This is a genomic window from Halomonas sp. SpR8 (assembly GCF_031010195.1).
Classification (GTDB): Bacteria; Pseudomonadota; Gammaproteobacteria; order Pseudomonadales; family Halomonadaceae; genus Vreelandella.
This window is the reverse complement of the sequence record NZ_JAUAMC010000001.1, coordinates 481,407-499,179: the sequence shown is the minus strand read 5'-3', so window position 1 is coordinate 499,179 and position 17,773 is coordinate 481,407. Positions and strand designations below refer to the sequence as shown.

Sequence of the window (17,773 nt, the reverse complement as noted above, 5' to 3'; positions counted from 1 at the left end):
AGACAAGCTCTTAAGACTGAGTACCGCCGACGGTCAGCTCATCCAATTTCAGGGTGGGCTGGCCAACACCCACCGGCACGCCCTGCCCCTCTTTACCACACACGCCAATCCCGGTATCCAGCGCCATATCGTGGCCAATCATCGATACGCGCTGCATCGCCTCCGGCCCATTACCAATCAAGGTGGCCCCTTTCACCGGCGCTGTCACCTTACCGTCTTCAATCAGGTAGGCTTCGCTGGCAGAGAACACGAACTTACCCGAGGTGATATCCACCTGCCCGCCACCAAAGCTCACCGCATAAATACCGCGCTTAACGCTTTTGATAATATCGCTGGGTTCATCCTGGCCAGCCAGCATAACAGTGTTGGTCATACGCGGCATCGGTAGGTGAGCGAAGGACTCACGCCTTGCGTTGCCGGTAGGTGCCATCCCCATCAGACGGGCATTAAGCTTGTCCTGCATATAGCCGGTCAAAATGCCGTCTTCGATAAGCGGCGTATATTGCCCTGGGGTGCCCTCGTCATCCACGCTCATAGAGCCACGGCAATCCGCTATCGTCGCATCGTCGACAATGGTCACGCCTCTAGCGGCAACACGCTGGCCCATTTTGCCAGCAAAGGCGGAGCTGCCTTTGCGGTTAAAATCCCCTTCCAGACCGTGGCCGACGGCCTCATGGAGCAGAATCCCCGGCCACCCTGACGCCAGCACCACCGGCATTTGCCCCGCAGGCGCATCGATAGCTTCCAGGTTGACCAACGCCTGACGTACCGCTTCTTTGGCGTACTGCTCCGCGACTTGATCATCGCGCAGCTTAGCCATGGAGTAACGGCCACCACCACCTGCACTACCGCGCTCACGGCGTCCATTCTTAACCGCGATAACGCTGACATTAAAGCGCACCAGAGGGCGAATATCTGCCGCCAGAGTGCCATCACTGGCCCGCACCAGCACCACTTCATAAGTGCCAGACAAGGAAGCACTGACCTGGCTAATGCTCGGGTCCTCCGCACGCGCCACACGGTCAGCCTGTTTTAACATGGCGACTTTGTCTTCGGCGCTTAGCCCGGCTAAGGGGTCAATGCCTGCGTAGCGCGACAGAGCGGAAACGGGCTGAACCAACTGCCCCGGCAGGCGTTGACCACTGCGCACAATACCTGCCGCCGTGCGGCCAGTGTCCATTAGCGCATCGGCGGTAATTTGGTTGGAGTAGGCAAAGCCGGTTTTTTCTCCAGCCAGTGAGCGCACGCCGACGCCACCGTCAATATTGTAGCTGGCCTCTTTCACCTCTCCATCTTCCAGTACCCAGCCCTCTTGCCAGGTACGCTGGAAATAGAGGTCTGCGTAGTCAATGCCCGCGCCCATGGCGTAGCCCAACCCCGTTTCCAGAGCGTCTAAGTCAAGTCCTCCAGGGGTCAACAGAATGGCGGCAGCCGTATCTACATCACTTTTATATGCGGTCATTGGGGGCCTTCTAAAGTAACCTGCGGCGAGGTCCAAGGGCCTCGCACGCGATAATGGAGTGTCGTGGCACGATCTAGGGCGTCGCCAAACAGCTGGTCAGCAAGGAACAGTGCGCCACCCACGATGGGCGCGCCGACGGCAATTGCCGCGATCGGTAAACTTTGCGTCACTGGTAGTGTGACGCCAAGCCGCTGGTCGAGTTCACGGGTCACCAGATCGACACTGCCGGTAAGCGTTAGGGTGGTGGCCGGCGCATCAATTTGCAATGGCCCGCGTAGCGTCAGCAGCCCACCGGTAACATCGGCGGTGCCTTTGACACGGTCAAATGCCGTGCCCCGGCCGGTAACGTCAGAAAAATCCAGGCGCAGACGACGTAAAATATTATCGAAATTGAGCAAACCGATTAAACGCGCCGGCGCCGACTCCAGGGTGACAAAACGGCCGTCGCGGATGTCGGTACTGATATAGCCATCTGAGCGGCTTAGCTCCAACTGCCAAGGCGCCCCCGGCCAATCTAGCGAAGCGGCCACATCGGTACTCCGGCTGCGCATGGCCACCGGCTGGTCAAGGCGCTCAAGGGCGGTGCCAATATCCCCCCCCTGAATCGTAATGTCTGCCCGGGTATGACTAGAAACGGCATCCCCCTCCCAGTGCAGCTCGCCACGCGCCGAGAGCTGCCCCAGGGTTAAGCCAACAGGGGTCAGCGAAAAGCGCTCGCCGTCGGTTTTCCAGTAGGCGGTCAAGGGGCCAAAGCGGCGCGGCCCCATGGCAATTTCGGCTAGGCGCAATCGACCATTGGGCACATCGGCTAGCCAATCAGGAATGGCTACAGGATCCTTACGCTGAGTTTCGACCGACTCCATCCATGAGTCTGGCATCGGTGCATCACTGTCATGCTCGACATTGGCTAACGCCAGCAAGCGATCAAGCGCCAGCGCTTCAATGGTCATATCCAAAGGCTGGGGGGAATCAGCATCGTACTGTAAATGCCCAGTGACCAGATTGCCGCTTAGGCCCAAATCGATCAGCCCCGCGCTCATGCCTCCCGAGGCATTAAGACTGCCTAAACACTCCTTTTGGTACACCACGCAGGGCGTGGTCAACGAAACCATTAGGGGCGTTTGAGTGCCTGCGCTAGACGCACCCGGCGCTCCTCCAGCCATTAGCGGTGCTATTGCCTGCTGCCATGCTAGCGGGTCAAGCCGTGGCACGGCAGCGTTGAGGCTGAACCCTGGTTGGGTGGGCCAGCCGGGTAGACGCATCGCCTGGCTGCCTAAATTCAGCTCTCCGGCAAACTCACCGTTACGCTGCTGAATTCGTGCTGCGGCGATATCAGCCAGCTTTGTTTCCAGCCGTTTGGCATCTAAATCGGCGGTCAATGTCCAGGGCCAGGGCTGCTGTGGTGACTTGGCAAAAGGTTCGGGCAGGTGGCTGGTGACGCCGAGCAAGCGACTCTCAAGACGCAGGGAGGGCGTTGGGTTTATGGTGACACGACCCTGCCACTCTATCGGCCCTTCTAAGGGCAGGCGCCCTTGGCTGCTGTCTAACCCAGCAAGTCCGAAAAGCGCCGCGGTGGCGACACTTCCGTGCAGTTGTATGCCGTCGCTTTGAGTATCAATATCAGCGTTGATAGCCCCCCCAAGCAACTGACCACTAGCCTCGCCGACGAGCCCCGAACTCTCCCCATCTTGAAGCCAGGCGAGATCCCCCTCAACCGATTGAAGACGTAGATCGAGCGGTTGATAAACCACTTGCGAGAAGCGCGGTCGGGCATTGATCTCCAACTGAAGCGCCTCGGGATTTTGTAACGGTAACGACAGCGCAATATCGCCGTTAACGTCTCCCGATACCCGCAAATCACTCAACTGGGACAGATCAATCTCGGGCATCGCCTGTAAAAACGACACCAGCGCTGGCCCATCTGCCTGTAACTGCCCCGAAAGGTTGAGCGTCTCATCTTCCATCACTAGCTCGCCCTCTGAAGCGGTGACACCATGGCTCTGGGCGTTATCTATTTCAGCTTCTAACACCCTGTTCTGCCACTTCAGACGCCCCTCGACGTCGTCAAGGCGCGGCCAGCCTGGCGCAATCGGCAAATGCCCTTGCGATACCGCCAGCGCGAGCGTCGCGGTAAAGTCTTTGGCGCTCGCCCCTTCGCCTAGCGGCTGGCTTAGTTGCAACGAGCCTTCGCTGACGTAGCCGCCAATATCATTGAGCAGCCATTCGCGAAGCTCGTCGTCCATTACGCTGAGCGGTAACCACTGAGCTAGCGGGCGTTCAAGGGCATCCACGTTGCTGAAATCAAGGTCTAAACCAAAGTGGCCACGTTGATTACCCGTCACTAAACCAAAACCACCGGATATCTGAGCGCCGTCCCAATCGACGCTTAGCCGTTTGCCACTCACCATGGTGTTGGGGCCGTCGTATACCCACTCGACCTCTCCTTCAGCACGCCGCAATTGCATGGGAGCGGCAAAAAACTCGGGAAAATAGAGAGTGCTATCACCGTTACTGCTAAACAGCACGCGACCGCGAAAATCCCGCGCCTGCACCCAGGCATCCAGTGGGCCACCGCCCGGCGCCTGCTGCCAGGGTGAGACTTCCACGCCGGTTATCGCTGCGTCGACTCCCCAGTGGCCATCCTGCTGCCCCACGTGCAACCCTTCAACTTGGCCGCGGGGAGCGAGGGTTTGCAATACCCGGGTGACGGACTCGGGGAGCAGCACATAGTCACGCCAAGCGGTCAACGAAGCCAGCTCAAAGGCACTGGTGCGCACTTCCCACTGCCCTGGCTGGTGGGTGGCGTGCCAGTGACGTGGCAAGGCAGGCCCAACGTTGCCTCCAGGGGGCTGCGCCCACTCCACGCTATCTGCATCACCGCTTAGCCACGCCTCCCCCCCATCGCCGTCGCGCTGCCACAACCCATTGGCCTCAATATCCTTTAACACCGCGTATTGAACCTGATGGCGTAGCGTCAACTGGGGTACGTCGACAGCAACGCGAGCCTCCTCAATGCGTCCGTTGCTCCAGCGCCCCCAAAGCCGCGCACTGCCCCCGGCTTGCTCTAAGTAAGCGGCATGATCCGGCCGGAACATATCCGCCAGAACGACCAACTGGTCAAGCTGAATATCCAGTTGCAACGCTGCCGAAAAATCGCTGAAACCCCGTTGTCCGGGCTGCATTTCGACCTTTATTTCCGCTGCTGGGAGCGCCTCTTCCCGGGCTTGCTGCATAGTTTCAGCAATGTTGATCGCGCCGGCCAGTCGCGTCCTCCGCTCATTACCGGTGAGCAGCAAGGTCTGGGCATGCAGCATCACGGTATCGTGCTGACCATGCAGCACCACACTGGTGTTATCTGCCCATACTCGCTGGCGTAAAATCAGACCTGTCCAGACATCTACGGTGTCGAGATCCACCTCAGGCTCTGGCGCCATCAGTGGCGGCAACTCGGCGGGCTCAGGCCACTGCCACGATTGGCCATCGCCTTGATAGAGATGAAACTCTAAACCGCTAATGCGGGCATCGCTAAAAATTGGCGCCCAATTGGCAAGTGTGGCCCATGTACCTAATCGCAGATCGGCATGCTCAAGAGAAAATAGCGTTTGACCGTCCGGCGTTTCAGCATTGACACCGTCAAGCCGCAATATCAAGTCATTACGGGCAAACGAAAGCGATAAGTGCTCGATAGTGACCGGCACGCCAATTTGCGTTTCAAGCAGCGTTTCAATACGCGGAGTCAGGGCGTCGGTTTGGCTGATAGCCAAACGCAGCAGTAACAGCAGCACGGCTACACTGCCTAGTAGCCAAGCCGCGATCAATAAACTCCAACGCAACAGCGAACGAGTCTGCATGATTACATCAGCACGATGTCGTACTGTTCTTGGGAGTAGTGCTGCTCGACCTGAAACCGAATCGTTTTATTGATAAACGTTTCAAGGTCCGCCACCGCCGCTGACTCCTCATCTAGCAAACGGTCAACGACGGGCTGCGATGCCAACACCATGTAGGTTTCAGCGCTATAGGCGCGCTCTTCGCGCAGAATCTCGCGAAAAATTTCGTAGCAGACGGTTTCTGGGGTTTTAAGCGTGCCCCGCCCACTGCAGGTGGGGCACGCTTCACACAGTGTTTGCTCCAGGCTTTCGCGGGTTCGTTTACGAGTAAGCTGGACAAGGCCAAGCTCGGTGATCCCTGTACACTTGGTTTTGGCGTGATCACGCTCCAGGGCTTTTTCCAATACCCGCAATACCTGCCTCTGGTGCTCAACATCGACCATATCGATAAAGTCGATAATGATGATGCCGCCCAAATTACGCAGCCGCAGTTGACGGGCGATTGCCGTGGCAGCTTCAAGATTGGTTTTGAAGATCGTCTCTTCAAGATTACGATGGCCAACATAGCCGCCAGTATTGACGTCAATGGTAGTCATTGCCTCCGTCGGATCAATCACCAAGTAACCGCCGGATTTCAGCTGAACCTTACGCCCCAGAGCTTTTTGTATCTCATCTTCGACGCTATACAGATCAAAGATGGGCCGCTCGCCGGGGTAGTACTCGATGCGCTCCACCGCGTCGGGCATAAATTCTTCGGCAAACTCGACCAGCTTGATGAAGTTTTCCCGGGAATCGATGCGCACTTTCTCTATATCGTCGCGCATTACGTCGCGCAGGGTGCGCATAAACAGCGGCAGATCATCATAAATGACGCTTTGCGGGGTAGCCGTAATTTTACGCTCACTCACTTTACGCCATAGCCGCAGCAGAAAGTGCATATCGCCTTTCAGCTCATCGTCCCCAACGCCCTCGGCGGCAGTACGGACAATAAAGCCTCCCGTCACTTCCAGCGTCTGCTCCGCCACACTGGTGTCCAACAGCGCTTTAAGTCGCTCGCGTTCACGCTCATCTTCAATTCGCTGAGAAACGCCGTGGTGCGGGGAGTCTGGCATATAGACCAAATAGCGGGAGGGGATCGAAAGGTGGGTCGTTAGCCGCGCCCCTTTACTAGCGATAGGATCTTTAGTCACTTGAACCACTAATGCCTGGCCTTCATGGAGCAATTGACCAATAGTTTGCTGCTCATCCGGCGGCGTGCCCGGCGGCATGACTTCATGAGCATGAATAAAGGCTGCACGCTCTAGACCAATATCGACAAAGGCAGCCTGCATTCCAGGCAGTACACGTACTACTTTGCCTTTGTAGATATTGCCCACGATGCCACGTCGGCGGGAACGTTCGATCAGTGCCTCTTGCAAAACGCCGTTTTCAACCAGCGCAACGCGGGTTTCCATTGGCGTTAAATTGATGAGAACTTCACCGCTCATGCAAAATTCCTTATTGGTTGACGTATTACTTGCTAGCAATACCGGTGGCATTCCTCTCAAGCCAAAAGCGTTAAACACGCTGCCAGATTGGAACTCCCTGTTGGTGTAGCAAGTTCGCCGTCTCAAACAGCGGTAGCCCTACCACTGCCGAATGACTGCCTTGAATCTCTTTTACAAATATGGACGCTAAACCCTGTATTGCGTAGCTGCCTGCCTTATCAGCGGGCTCACCAGTACGCCAATAGGCTGCCATTTCATGCTCATCTATCAGACGCATGGTTACCTGGGTGGCTACACAACAGCTAAGCATCCCTGCAGGCCCGCTCACCGCTACGCTGGTCAGCACATGGTGGCTTCTGCCAGAGAGCAGCCGCAACATACCCGCGCCTTCATCAAAATCCGCCGGTTTACCTAGGATACGCCCATCAACTACCACTGCGGTATCTGAACCTAACGTAGGCAGACCCGTCAACGGAGCCGCCGCTTCCGCTTTGGTAACCGCCAAGCGATACACATAGACTTCAGCCGACTCGCCAGCCAGCGGCGTCTCATCAATATGACATGGGCGAACCGTGACCGGTACGCCAATAGAGGCCAGTAGCGCCTTACGGCGCGGAGAGGCAGACGCTAAGCATAGGACTGGGGTTGCCGTCATGACGCGGTCAACCGGCGCTCTAACGCCTGGAACATGGTTGCCAGCCACGGCCAAAGCAAGGCGCTAATCAGCGAAGGAATTAAAAAGGCTAGATGTATCGAAAAATCGCCGACAATCGTGCGCAACCACTGTGCCATTAATTGCACCAAGCCGAGTAGCACCAGTACTAACGCCGACTGCTGTACCAACGAATAAGCTCGGAAGCGGGGGTAGACCAAGGCAGATAAGAAAGCCAAGAACGCATAAATCAGCGCATGCTGACCTAACGCAGTGCCTTCAATTAAATCCAATAAAATGCCCAGCACAAAGCCGTGAAAAACGCCAACTCTGTCGGGAGTACGCATACACCAGTAGATCAGCATCAGCCCCAACCACTCGGGGCGATAGACCTGCCAACCATCGGCCAGAGGCATAACTTGCAAACACAGCGCAAAAACAAGGCTAAACCAAACAATCAGTAGCGGAACCGTCGGTGCTCGGGCCATCAGGGCACCTCTTGAGATGATGCGTTTTGGTTGCGCAACGCGTTATTGGGCTGAGCGTTATCGTGCTGAACGCTGCCAGGAACGGCAAGATGTAGCGAGGAGCGCAGTGCCTCTGCCGAAATATCCAGCGTATCATCCCACGCGTGCTCTTCTATTTCCTCTCGCGGAGGCGGAAAAAGCAGCAAGAAGTGACGTGAACGCTGCAGCTGCGCCATGGGTTCGGCGGTTACCCGCGCGAACGGCTTACCCGGATCGTGAAAAACCTCGGTGACGCGCGCCACGGGATAACCTGGGGGGAAGCGCCCCGCCAAACCAGACGTGGTCAGTAGGTCACCTTCGCGGATATCCGCCGTATCAGGCACGTGCATAACATTCACGCTGCTGTAACGACCCGCCCCTTGAACGATAAAGCGCAACCCATTGCGATTCAGTTGAACCGGTAAGGCGTGGCTTGCATCTGCTAATAACAATACGCGACTGGAGTAAGCAGACACCGCCGTAATTTGCCCCACCAGACCAAACGCATCGATCACCGGCTGCCCCACGTAGGCGCCGTTGCGATGCCCACGGTTGACCACCATTTGATGGCTGAAAGGATCATTATCAAGCGATAGCAACTCGGCGGTGATATAAGGAATATCACGCCGCTCAGCGGCTTTAAGCAAATCGCGCAGCTCGCTGTTTTCTGCCGTCAGATTGGCCATTCGTTGGCCACGATGAGAAAGAGTAAGAATCTGCTCACGAAGGCGGCGATTCTCATCCACCAGCGCCTGTTGATCAGAGAGCGCCAGCGACCCCCAATTCAACAGGTCGCTAGGCACGCTAACGACCCATTGAATAGGCGCTACGATCATCGACATCTGCGCGCGCACTTGCTCCATACGCGTGAAACGCTGGTCGACAAACATCAAAGCACTGGCAGCCAACACGCAAAAAAACAGCCGGTAGCCCGGCAGTGGCCCGTGCGAAAACAGCGGTTTAATAGGCAATCCCCCCGCAATTAACCGCTGCGATTAGTCGCTCGACAGCAACTCAAAGGTGTGCTGATCAATCATCTCCAGCGCTTTACCACCGCCGCGAGCAACGCAGGTCAACGGATCTTCGGCAACAATCACCGGGAGCCCCGTCTCTTCAGCAATCAGCTTGTCCAGATCACGCAATAGCGCACCGCCGCCGGTTAACACCAAGCCTCGCTCGGCGATATCAGACGCCAATTCAGGCGGTGACTGCTCAAGAGCGCTCTTAATCGCGGCCACGATAGACCCCAGGGTTTCTTGTAAAGCTTCCAGGGTTTCGTGGGAATTAAGTGTAAAGCTGCGTGGAATACCTTCGGCCAGATTACGCCCGCGCACGTCAATTTCGCGCAGCTCGCCACCGGGGTAGGCACAGCCAATCTCTTCTTTAATCCGCTCGGCCGTCGCTTCACCAATCAGGCTGCCGTAGTGACGACGCACGTAGGCAGTGATGGCTTCGTCAAAGCGGTCGCCACCCACCCGAATAGACTCGGAGTAGACCACGCCGTTAAGAGAAATGATCGCGATCTCAGTGGTACCACCACCGATATCCACCACCATCGACCCCTGCGCTTCATCAACTGGAAGGCCTGCGCCAATCGCTGCCGCCATGGGTTCTTCAATCAAGAACACCTCGCGGGCCCCGGCACCTTCTGCTGACTCACGAATCGCCCGACGCTCTACTTGCGTTGACATGCAAGGAACGCACACCAGCACACGCGGGCTGGGGGTCAAGAAGGTGCTCTGGTGAACTTTACGAATAAAGTGCTGGAGCATCTGTTCGGTGACGGTGAAGTCGGCAATAACGCCATCTTTCATCGGCCGAATCGCAGTAATATTACCCGGCGTGCGCCCCAGCATTCGCTTGGCATCGGTACCGACTGCCGCGACGCTGCGCATATTGCCAGACTGGCGGATAGCAACCACGGACGGCTCATCGAGCACGATACCGCGACCGCGTACATAAATCAGTGTGTTGGCCGTACCCAAGTCGATCGACAGATCGCTGGAAAACAGCCCCCTCAAACGTTTAAACATGGATGTTGTTACCTAGTGCAGACCGGGAACCCTGTGCGGATGCAAACGGTATCACCGCAACCCCCTGGCAGCAAGCACGAGTCGCGCCTAACACTGCCAGTTAAGGCCAATATGTGGTACCTTTTGCGGCTATTTTCCACGTCTGCGACACAAGACGTTTTTTTGATGTCGGTATGTATACCGCTTAATGTGGAATATGTTCCATCACCTTTGCGAGGAAATCTCGAACATGGCGATTGAAGACTCTCATGTACGCCGGGCCGCCCACCTGGCCCGACTTGCCATTAGCGATGACCAAGCCAGCGGCTTTGTAGACGACCTAAGCCGGATTATCGACATGGTTGATCAACTACAAAGCATTGATACCACAGGGATTTCGCCGCTGTCTCATCCGCTAGATGCGACCCAACGACTGCGTGCCGATGAAGTAACGGAAACTAACCAGCGCGACACTTTTCAGCGCTGTGCTCCGGCAGTGGAAAATGGCCTGTATCTGGTGCCCCGTGTCGTTGAATAAACTCATTCAATAAGTACGCGGGACAATCGCGCACGAGCATTGACAGCCAACACTATTGCCTCTTTTTTTTCTCCCCTGAACGGAGCTTCTGGGTCATGCATGAGAAAACCTTAACGCAACTCGCTGCCGCTTTGAAAAGCGGCGAGTTTTCCAGCCGCGAGCTGACCGCTCACTTTTTACAGCGCATCGACAAGGCTGACGGCAAGCTGAACAGTTTTATCAGCGTGACCGCGGAACAGGCGCTGAGACAAGCTGAAGTCGCCGACAATGCACGAGCGGCAGGCAAGACCGGGCCGCTAGCGGGCATTCCTCTGGCGCTGAAAGATATTTTCTGCACCCAGGGCTTGAAAACCAGCTGCGGCTCGAAAATGCTGGATAACTTTATCGCCCCCTATAATGCCACCGTGGTTGAAAAACTGAATGCGGCGGGGACGATCAGCCTAGGCAAAACCAATATGGATGAGTTCGCCATGGGCTCCTCCAACGAAAGCAGCTACTACGGCCCGGTTAAGAACCCCTGGGACTTAACGGCAGTCCCCGGCGGTAGCTCCGGCGGCAGCGCGGCAGCCGTCGCGGCGGGCCTGGTGCCAGCGGCCATGGGCACCGACACAGGAGGCTCGATTCGCCAACCGGCGGCGTTTTGTGGCATCACCGGCTTAAAGCCCACCTATGGCCGCGTATCGCGCTTTGGCATCATTGCCTACGCCTCGAGCCTTGACCAAGCAGGTCCGCTGGCGCGCAGTGCCGAAGATTGCGCTCACCTGCTTGGCGTTATTGCCGGCCACGACGGTCGAGACTCCACCAGCGTTGCCCGCGGCGTACCCGACTACGTGGAGGGCCTGAATGCCCCCCTCTCGGGTCTCAAGATCGGCCTGCCCAAAGAGTATTTTGGCGATGGTTTGGATCCCGAAGTCGAAAAAGCCGTCCGCGAGGCGGTAAAAGTCTACGAATCCCTGGGCGCCACGGTACGCGAAGTCAGCCTGCCGCATACCCACTATGCGATTCCAGCCTACTACGTGATTGCCCCTGCGGAGGCTTCTTCGAACCTCTCCCGCTACGACGGCGTGCGTTTCGGTCACCGCTGCGACAACCCCAGCGATCTAATTGATCTCTACAAGCGTTCGCGGGAAGAAGGCTTTGGCGAAGAGGTCAAGCGACGCATCCTAATCGGCACTCATACGCTCTCAGAAGGCTTTTTTGACGCCTACTACACCAAAGCCCAGCAGGTGCGTCGCTTGATCCGTCAGGACTTCCTGGACGCCTTTGAAGACGTCGATGTTCTGATGGGCCCCGCCTCGCCTACGCCAGCCTTCGACCTGGGCGCCAAAAAAGACCCGGTGTCGATGTATCTGCAGGATATCTATACGATTGCCGTCAACCTGGCTGGCATCCCCGGTATTAGCGTACCCGCGGGTTTTGTCGGTGGCCGCCCGGTGGGCCTACAGATTCTTGGCACCCACTTTGCCGAAGCGCAGTTGCTTAACGTCGCCCACCAGTTTCAGCAAGCGACCGACTGGCACTTACAACGTCCTGCCTTTGCCGAGGAGTATGCCTAATGCAATGGGAAACCGTGATTGGGCTTGAAGTCCACGTTCAGCTCGCAACGCGCTCTAAAATTTTCTCCGGCGCCTCCACGGCGTTTGGCGCTGAGCCAAATACCCAGGCATGTGCGGTGGATTTAGGCCTACCCGGCGTACTGCCGGTGCTTAATGAGCAAGCCGTCGCCATGGCCGTGCAGTTTGGCCTGGCAGTGCATGCCGATATCGCTGAAGTGTCGGTGTTTGACCGTAAAAACTACTTCTACCCCGATCTGCCCAAGGGCTACCAGACTAGCCAGATGTACCACCCCATCGTCGGCCCTGGCGAGGTTGAAATTACGCTAGAGGATGGCAGCACCAAGCATATCCGCATTCACCACGCCCACCTTGAAGAGGATGCCGGCAAGTCACTACATGAAGATTTTCACGGCATGACCGGTATCGACTTGAACCGGGCAGGCACGCCGCTGCTGGAAATCGTTTCGGAGCCGGATATGCGCAGCGCCAAAGAGGCCGCAGCGTATCTCAAGGCGATCCACTCCATCGTGACCTACCTGGGCATTTCCGACGGTAATATGGCGGAAGGCTCCATGCGTTGCGACGTGAACGTCTCGGTACGCCCCAAAGGTCAGGAAGCCTTTGGTACCCGTGCGGAGATTAAAAACGTTAACTCCTTCCGCTTTGTCGAGCGAGCGATTGCCTTTGAGGTTGAACGCCAGATTGAGTTGATTGAAGATGGTGGCAGCGTGGTTCAAGAAACCCGCCTGTTCGACCCGGATCGCGATGAAACCCGCAGCATGCGCACCAAGGAGGAGGCCAACGACTACCGTTACTTCCCCTGCCCCGACCTGCTGCCGGTGGTGCTCGATCAGGCCTACCTGGACCATCTGCGCAGCCAACTGCCCGAGCTCCCGGCGGATAAGCGTGAGCGCTTTCAAAACGAGCTGGGGCTGTCCGCTTATGATGCCAACGTGATCTCTGCCAGCCGCGATATGGCCGAATTTTTTGAAGCCGTGCATAGCGAATGTGGCGATGCCAAGCAGGCGGCTAACTGGGTGCAGGGCGAGCTTTCCGGGGCGCTTAACCGCGAAAGTCTAAGCATTGCCAATAGCCCGATCTCTGCCCGCCAGCTAGGCGAGCTGATCAGCCGGGTGCTGGATGACACTATTAACGGCAAAGCCGCCAAAGAGGTCTTCCAAGCGCTGTGGAATGGCCAGGGCGAAAGCGCTGATGAAGTGATCGAAGCGAAAGGCCTCAAGCAGGTGACCGACACCGGCGCTATCGAGGCAATGATCGATCAGGTAATCGCCGACAGCCCCGCCCAGGTCGCTCAATACCGCGACTCGGAGCCGGAAAAACGCGGCAAAATGATCGGCTACTTTGTCGGCCAAGTGATGAAAGCGTCGCGCGGCACCGCCAACCCACAGCAGGTGAACGGCTTGCTAAAAGAGAAGCTCGACGCGTTGTTGTAAAAACCTAGAAAATGGCTGCTCAGGCAGCCATTTTTTTAATAGTACAAATCTGAACTAGGGCAACTGGCTGGGCTGGGTAAAGCGCTTCAACTGCGCACACCTCGCCGCCCATACCTCAGCCTCAAACTCGGCGATGGCGGCGGTAGGGAAACCAACCCCCTGCGCCGGGCTGCCTTCTACCAACAACCCCGCCAACTCTCCCACCAACGGCATATGGCTGACCAGTATTATTGGCGCGCCCTCAGGCTGCTCAAGTAGCCAGTCGCTTACCGCACGGGGGGAGTCATCTGGGGTGATAAAATCCAGCGTTTCAAGCGGCGTTCCCAACGCATCGCAGAGCCTTTGGGCGGTTTGCTGCGCCCGCGCATAGGGGCTGGCATAAATCCTCGGCACTGGCAGCTCACCTGCAGCGATACGTCCGACCAGCCAGCGCGCCATTTTTTCGGCTTCCAGCTCGCCGTGAGGCGTCAAACGACGAGCCTGGTCGGGATACCCCGGCGCGGCCTCGCCGTGGCGCATAATCAACACATCAGCCATTCCTGCCTCCACTGTCTTTAGAAGCTTGGTCCTTAGAAACTTGGTTGTGATGAGATTGATCCCGATGGGCCTGCTGTACGGCTTCGCGGGGCAAGATAAACTCTACGTCGCTGCTCTGCTCGCCCATCATCAGGGTTCGCGCCATCTCCTGGGCAGGCACACCGTCAAACAGCACGTGATTGAGGCCTTCTGCCAGCGGCATATAAACGCCCATTTCACTCGCTTTAGCGCACACCAGCTTAACGGTATTCACGCCTTCCGCGACTTGACCAAGGGCATCTACGGCCTCTTCCAGCGTGCGGCCTTCGCCCATGGCGTAGCCGACCCGGTAATTGCGCGACAGGTTAGAGGAGCAGGTGACGATTAAATCGCCCACGCCTGCTAAACCCAAAAAAGTCATCGGATTGGCGCCTTGGGCAACGGCAAAGCGGCTCATCTCTGCCAAGGCACGGGTCATTAACATGCTGCGAGTGTTTTCGCCCATGCCCAGCGCCGCCGCCATACCGGCGGCAATCGCATAAATATTTTTCAGCGCACCACCCAGCTCAACGCCATGGCGGTCATCGCTGGCGTAAACGCGAAAATAACGGCAGCCCAATACCTGCTGAACCCGCGTACGGGTCAATGGATCTGCACTGGCAATCACCGTGGCAGTTAGCTGTTTATCGGCTATTTCAGAGGCCAAATTGGGGCCGGCAATCACTCCAATATGGCTATAGCCCGTCTCCTGCTCAAGCACTTGGCTCATCAGCAGAAAGCCGTCCTGTTCGATCCCTTTGGTGGTACTGACCAGGATCTGCTCTGGCCTAAGCCACGCTTTCGCCGCTTGCACGACGCTGCGAAAGGCCTTTGATGGGATCGCGATCAGCACTAGTTCAGCGTCAGCCAGCACGGCTTGAAGATCGGTCGAGGCTTCCACGGCCGGATTCATAGCATAATGCGGCAGATAGCGGCCGTTACGATGCTCCTGATTAATTTGCGTGACCAACGCCTCATCACGCATCCACTGACGAACACGCGCACCGTTGTCGGCGGCAATGCTCGCCAGCGCCGTACCAAAACTACCGCCCCCCAGTACCGCTACGCGAGCGGGCACTGCACCGTTGGTTTGCTGCTCAGCCATCATAATAGTGTCCTAAGAAGTCGTGCAGAACGTATCACCCTACTCTATCAAAACAGACGGCCCGCTGGGGTTAACCAAGCGGGCCGTCGTCGTTAGCGCAGCGTAGATTATTAGGCCGTCAAAACGCTATTCAGACGCTTCACATAGGCGGCAGGGTCGTCCAAGTGACCGCCTTCGGCGATAATTGCCTGATCCAGCAGTATATGCGCTAACTGACCAAACAGGTCGCCTTCAGCCCCCTCCAGACGCGCCACCAGTGCATGGTCTGGATTAAGCTCCAGAATCGGTTTTACTTCAGGCAGCGGCTGACCAGCGGCTTCCATAATGCGGCGCATCTGGTAGCCCATCTCATGTTCTGGCAGCACCACGCAGGCCGGTGAGTCGGTGAGGCGGTGAGTCACTTTGACCTCTTGAACACCATCACCCAACGCTTCTTTAACACGCTTGACCAGATCCTCTTTGGCTTTGGCGGTCTCTTCCTGGGCTTTTTTCTCTTCTTCGTCTTCCACATCGCCGAGGTCAAGCTCGCCCTTGGCCACATCAGCAAAGGTCTTGCCGTCGAACTCGGTGAGATGGCTCATTAGCCACTCGTCGATACGGTCAGATAGCAATAGTACTTCGATACCTTTTTTGCGGAAGATTTCCAGGTGCGGGCTGTTTTTGGCCGCGTTGAAGCTATCCGCCACCACGTAATAAATCTTCTGCTGGCCCTCTTTCATGCGCTCAACGTAGTCTGCCAGCGCATGCTCCTGAGCAGCCGTATCGCTATGGGTTGAGGCAAAGCGCAACAAGCCAGCGATTTTCTCGCGGTTGGAGGGGTCTTCACCCGGCCCTTCTTTCAATACGCTACCGAAGGTATTCCAGAAGGTTTGATACTGCTCTTTATCTTTGGCCAGCTTCTTGAGCATATCCAAACCGCGCTTGGTGAGCGCCGATTTGATTTTGTCGACCTTGGGATCCTGCTGGAGCAGTTCGCGGGAGACGTTGAGCGACAGTTCGCGGGTATCCAATACGCCTTTGATAAAGCGCAGATAGAGCGGCAGGAACTGCTCGGCGTCATCCATGATAAACACGCGCTGGACGTAGAGCTTGACGCCTCGGGCACCGTCGCGCTCAAACAGATCAAAGGGCGCGCGACCCGGCACATAGAGCAGGCTGGTGTACTCAAGCTTGCCTTCGACCTTGTTGTGACTCCAGGTCAGCGGGTCAGAAAAATCGTGGGCAACGTGCTTATAGAACGCCTTGTACTCGTCGTCGGAAACCTCGCTCTTGGGACGCGACCATAGCGCCGTCGCCTCGTTAACAGTTTCCCAGGTAGTCACTTCACTACCTTCGATGGGATTGCCCTCATCGTCCTTGGCCGTTTCGGTTTTCGGCATGCGCACAGGCACTTCGATATGATCCGAATACTTGCGCACTAAGCCCTGTAGCCGATAGTCGTCGGCAAACTCTTTGGCGTCCTCTTTCAGGTGCAGCGTGATTTCCGTGCCGTGCTGAGCACGCTCGATATCGGCAACGGTAAACTCGCCCTCCCCTTTGGAGCGCCACTCAACGCCTTCGGCAGCTTCAGTGCCCGCTTTGCGAGTACGCACGGTAATTTCATCAGCGACAATAAAGCCTGAGTAGAAACCAACGCCGAACTGGCCAATTAATTTGGCATCTTTCTGTTGCTCGCCGGAAAGCTGCTTGAGAAACTCGGCAGTACCGGAGCGCGCGATGGTGCCCAAGTTGGCGATCACGTCTTCACGGTTCATACCCACACCGTTATCACGCAGGGTGATGGTGTTGGCCTTTTTATCATGTTCGATTTCGATACGCAGTTCGCTGTCGCCTTCGTAGAGCGCATCGTTATCAAGCGCCGCGTAGCGTAGCTTGTCACAAGCATCTGCCGCGTTTGAAATAAGCTCGCGTAGAAAAATCTCCCGGTTGGAGTACAGGGAGTGAATCATTAAATTCAGCAGCTGCTTAACTTCAGTCTGAAAGCCAAGGGTTTCTTCGTGGTTGGCTTGATTATCTGTCGTTTGGTCGTGGGTAGCAGTAGTCATGCGCTTAGCCCTTATCAATCACGTTGAGTCAACTACCCCTGCATTATACTGGCAGGGGGCTTAAAGTGGTTTCGTGGTCTTGATATGGGGCTAAGCAGAGATTTTTCAAGCAGCAGGGATTAACAAGTCGACAACATTAAGAAGGCGTCACATCGGGATCGCTATATTTCCAGGCCCGATAGCCTTCCAGGCGTTGATCGATACGATTGAGCAGCCAGCCGACTATCAATACGTCGTCCACAACACCGATGAGCATCAGAAAATCGGGGATCAGATCAAAAGGCATTACCAAATAGCCCAGCGCTAATGCCATCATGCCAAAAGCCGACCAGGGAGTAGGCCGAAAATCGCCACGGATCACGTCACGTGTCATGGGTATAAACAGCTTTAACGCACGCACAATGCGTTTTGTCGCCCAAACACGGGATTTGAGTCGACGTAAGAACCACCAAGTGGATAATGGGGCCATCGTAATTAGATCCTTTAAGTATCTGGGCGGTCAGATCATGACTGCGGGTACTCGTTCAGTATAGCGGTTACTCAGCAAACTAGGCGGGCAGCCCCCAAGCCC

At 56.5% G+C, this 17,773-nt stretch carries 14 protein-coding genes; 3 read left to right on the top strand and 11 right to left on the bottom strand.

From position 1 onward, the window contains the following. Positions 1 to 10: 10 nt before the first annotated feature. From tldD to QT230_RS02170, 7 genes are all read right to left on the bottom strand, one after another. Positions 11 to 1,462: a metalloprotease TldD gene (tldD, locus tag QT230_RS02200; RefSeq protein WP_308319848.1), complete on the bottom strand. Its 1,452-nt coding sequence runs from the start codon at positions 1,460 to 1,462 to the stop codon at positions 11 to 13. Beyond that, positions 1,459 to 5,313, bottom strand: a complete 3,855-nt coding sequence (locus QT230_RS02195; RefSeq protein ID WP_308319847.1) for an AsmA-like C-terminal region-containing protein — start codon at positions 5,311 to 5,313, stop codon at positions 1,459 to 1,461. Before QT230_RS02195 ends, tldD begins: the two co-directional genes overlap by 4 nt. A gap of 2 nt (positions 5,314 to 5,315) precedes the next feature. Beyond that, positions 5,316 to 6,779, bottom strand: a complete 1,464-nt coding sequence (gene rng / locus QT230_RS02190) for a ribonuclease G (protein ID WP_308319846.1) — start codon at positions 6,777 to 6,779, stop codon at positions 5,316 to 5,318. 70 nt (positions 6,780 to 6,849) lie between these two features. Continuing rightward, complete coding sequence (locus tag QT230_RS02185; protein ID WP_308319845.1) at positions 6,850 to 7,434, bottom strand: Maf family protein; 585 nt, start codon at positions 7,432 to 7,434, stop codon at positions 6,850 to 6,852. Further along, complete coding sequence (gene mreD, locus QT230_RS02180) at positions 7,431 to 7,919, bottom strand: rod shape-determining protein MreD (RefSeq protein WP_308319844.1); 489 nt, start codon at positions 7,917 to 7,919, stop codon at positions 7,431 to 7,433. The genes QT230_RS02185 and mreD overlap by 4 nt, the downstream gene beginning before the upstream one ends. Continuing rightward, the gene (gene mreC, locus QT230_RS02175; protein WP_308319843.1) at positions 7,919 to 8,908 is read right to left on the bottom strand and encodes a rod shape-determining protein MreC; all 990 of its coding nucleotides are present in this window, start codon (positions 8,906 to 8,908) and stop codon (positions 7,919 to 7,921) included. Before mreC ends, mreD begins: the two co-directional genes overlap by 1 nt. A 24-nt stretch (positions 8,909 to 8,932) precedes the next feature. Further along, positions 8,933 to 9,970, bottom strand: a complete 1,038-nt coding sequence (locus tag QT230_RS02170; RefSeq protein ID WP_007114671.1) for a rod shape-determining protein — start codon at positions 9,968 to 9,970, stop codon at positions 8,933 to 8,935. 229 nt (positions 9,971 to 10,199) lie between these two features. Here QT230_RS02170 and gatC point away from each other — a divergent pair, with 229 nt between their 5' ends. From gatC to gatB, 3 genes are all read left to right on the top strand, one after another. After that, positions 10,200 to 10,487 (top strand): Asp-tRNA(Asn)/Glu-tRNA(Gln) amidotransferase subunit GatC, encoded by a 288-nt coding sequence (gatC, locus tag QT230_RS02165; RefSeq protein ID WP_308319842.1) that lies wholly within the window; start codon positions 10,200 to 10,202, stop codon positions 10,485 to 10,487. A gap of 95 nt (positions 10,488 to 10,582) precedes the next feature. Beyond that, positions 10,583 to 12,043: an Asp-tRNA(Asn)/Glu-tRNA(Gln) amidotransferase subunit GatA gene (gatA, locus tag QT230_RS02160; protein WP_308319841.1), complete on the top strand. Its 1,461-nt coding sequence runs from the start codon at positions 10,583 to 10,585 to the stop codon at positions 12,041 to 12,043. Beyond that, entirely contained in the window at positions 12,043 to 13,497 is a 1,455-nt protein-coding gene (gene gatB / locus QT230_RS02155; protein WP_308319840.1) for an Asp-tRNA(Asn)/Glu-tRNA(Gln) amidotransferase subunit GatB, read from the top strand. Before gatA ends, gatB begins: the two co-directional genes overlap by 1 nt. A gap of 54 nt (positions 13,498 to 13,551) precedes the next feature. Here the strand turns inward: gatB and sixA are convergent, their stop codons facing one another. From sixA to QT230_RS02135, 4 genes are all read right to left on the bottom strand, one after another. Continuing rightward, positions 13,552 to 14,034, bottom strand: a complete 483-nt coding sequence (sixA, locus tag QT230_RS02150; protein ID WP_308319839.1) for a phosphohistidine phosphatase SixA — start codon at positions 14,032 to 14,034, stop codon at positions 13,552 to 13,554. Then, positions 14,027 to 15,157 (bottom strand): NAD(P)H-dependent glycerol-3-phosphate dehydrogenase, encoded by a 1,131-nt coding sequence (locus QT230_RS02145; protein ID WP_308320112.1) that lies wholly within the window; start codon positions 15,155 to 15,157, stop codon positions 14,027 to 14,029. Before QT230_RS02145 ends, sixA begins: the two co-directional genes overlap by 8 nt. 110 nt (positions 15,158 to 15,267) lie before the next feature. Next, complete coding sequence (gene htpG / locus QT230_RS02140; RefSeq protein ID WP_308319838.1) at positions 15,268 to 17,202, bottom strand: molecular chaperone HtpG; 1,935 nt, start codon at positions 17,200 to 17,202, stop codon at positions 15,268 to 15,270. A 136-nt stretch (positions 17,203 to 17,338) separates the two neighbouring features. After that, positions 17,339 to 17,671: a YkvA family protein gene (locus QT230_RS02135; protein ID WP_308319837.1), complete on the bottom strand. Its 333-nt coding sequence runs from the start codon at positions 17,669 to 17,671 to the stop codon at positions 17,339 to 17,341. Positions 17,672 to 17,773 lie beyond the last annotated feature (102 nt).